Genomic DNA, 2,208 nt, shown 5'->3' with positions numbered 1-2,208 from the left:
GATCGACCAGACCTAGCAGGCGCGCGGCATCGGCTGGATCTTGCAGGTTCAGCTGGCAGCTGCGCTTGCCTCGGCCAGTATCCATCACCAGCGGCGGAATGCTGGGGAGTAGCGGGGCGGTGACTGCCAGCACCTCGGCACCGTGCGCCGCCAGGGTGCGGCCGCATACCGGGCCGGCAATCACCCGGGTCAGGTCCAGCACGCGGATACCCGACAGTGGCCGCCCGGCTGCTGGCAGCGCCAGTGGCGGCGCATCGCCGATCTGCTCGATGGTGAACAGCGGCTGGCTGGCCAGCGCCGCTGCGTGTGGGTGGGCGTCCCATTGCGCAAAGCTGCGCAGGGCCGCCACCACCATGCCTTGCTGCGAGGCGACGTGTTCGAACTGTTCGGCCTGCCAGTCCAGCAAGGCGCGGGCTACCGCTTCCTTGTCGTAGGCGCAGCCGAGAATGGCCAGCACGCCATCGCGGTGATGCGGGAAGTTGGTGTGCAGGCGCACCCAACCATCGGCGCAGCGGTACAGGCCGGCGATCTTGTCCCAGGGGTCGGCCGGCACCTGACCATCGATGCGCAGATGGCGCTCACTGCGAAACTCCACCGCCGCATGGCGCATGTCCACAGCCACGGTTTGCCAGTCGCCACCGCGCAAACGCCACAAGGAAGCCGCCGCCAATGCCGAGGCGGCGATCGAGGTTTGCGCTGCACTGCCCACGGCAAAAGACGAGGGCAGGATAGGGTCGCTGCCAGTTAGCTGGATATGGTCGAGCGCTTTTGGATCGAGCTCTGCGAGTTGCCACAGCTGGGCGAGGATGGTGTGCGGTGATGGCATGGTGCGCTTCGGGCTGGCATGGCGAAGGCCCGATTATCACGGCAAGCTGGCGCGCCCACCAAGGTGCATGCAGCGCGCCGGCGGCCGGCCTCAATAGGCGAGGCCGGTAGCTGGTGCCACCTTGCCGTAGCTGACCGTGTTGACTACCCGCCGCATATAGTTCTGCCAGGCAACGATGCCGCCGCTGTAGCCATTGCCACTTTCCTTGTTGCAGGCCGATACACAGTCGGCTTCGGCCCAGCCTATGCCGTGGTTGATATTGACCACGCCGGTGTCGGCCCCGGCAGCGCCGAGCAGCCATTCCGCCTCGCGCAGGCTGTCGCTGAACAGGGTAGTGGCATGGCCTTGCGCCACTGCATTGTTAAGGTCGATGGCGTCGAGCAGTTCGCTGTACGGCATCACGTACAAGATCGGCGCAAAGCTTTCCTGGCAGACAATGGGCAGATTGCCCGGCACGCTCACCAGCGCCGGCTGCACATAGTAGGCGGCATCAAACCCGGCAAGCTCCAGCCGGTGGCCACCCGCGAGGCATCTGCCGCCTTGTTGTTCCGCCGCCTGCAAGGCTTGCTGCATGGTCCAGTAGGCTTCGCCATCGATCAGCGGGCCGATCTGGTGTTTGCGATCACGCGGGTCGCCTATCGCCAGTTGCCGCAGGGCGTCTTGCAAGCGTTTGCACAGTGGGTCGAGCAGTGTCTGATGCACGATCAGGCGCCGCGGCGCACTGCAGTGCTGGCCGGCAGCGTGCATGGCGCCGGGCAGGATCTCGTCCATCACCAAATCAAGATCGGCACTGGGCGCGACGATGGCAGCATTGTTGCACGATAGCGCCAGCAAGTGACGGCCCAGCCGCCCGGCACAGCGTCGGGCAAGGTCGTGGCCCATGCGGCTGCTGCCGGTGGCGGCCAGCAAGGCAATCAGCGGATGTTCGGCCAGCTGCTGGGCCGCAGCGGCCTCGCCCAGGGTCAGCTGCGCGATCGGCGCGGGAACCAGATCATTCATATCGGCGATCAGCTGCTCCAGCAGCCGCTGCACCGCGATGGCGGTCAAGGGCGCTTTTTCCGAGGGCTTCCACACCAGTGCATTGCCGCACAACAGGGCGGGCATGGCATGGCGCGCCCAGTTGCTCAGCGGCTGGCAAAACGGCGTGACGATGCCGATCGTACCAAGCGGATGCCATTGCTCCATAAGCCGCTGTGCGCCTGCCTCGGCTGGCGCAGTGTAGCCATGCCATTGTTCGGCCATCGCCAGGGCATGCTCGCACGCATGGATGGCCAGCTGCACTTCGCGCCCGGCTTCGACCAGTGTCTGCCCGGTTTCCAGGCAGACCAGCTCGGCCAGTGCGGCTTTGCGCTGTTGCAGGCGCTGGCCGATGCGGCGCACCA

General features: G+C 66.2%; 2 protein-coding genes. Both read right to left on the bottom strand.

What is annotated here, in order from left to right:
* On the bottom strand, nt 1–826 hold an 826-nt coding region (locus ACE3OH_RS20135; protein WP_374357356.1), incomplete at its 3' end, for a CoA transferase.
* A 90-nt stretch (nt 827–916) separates the two neighbouring features.
* A partial coding sequence (locus tag ACE3OH_RS20130) for an aldehyde dehydrogenase family protein (RefSeq protein WP_374357354.1) occupies nt 917–2,208 on the bottom strand: 1,292 nt, incomplete at its 5' end.

The sequence above is a fragment of the Chitinimonas sp. genome (genome assembly GCF_041904975.1).
Taxonomy (GTDB): Bacteria; Pseudomonadota; Gammaproteobacteria; order Burkholderiales; family Chitinimonadaceae; genus Chitinimonas.
This window is presented reverse-complemented; position numbering and strand designations above follow the sequence as displayed.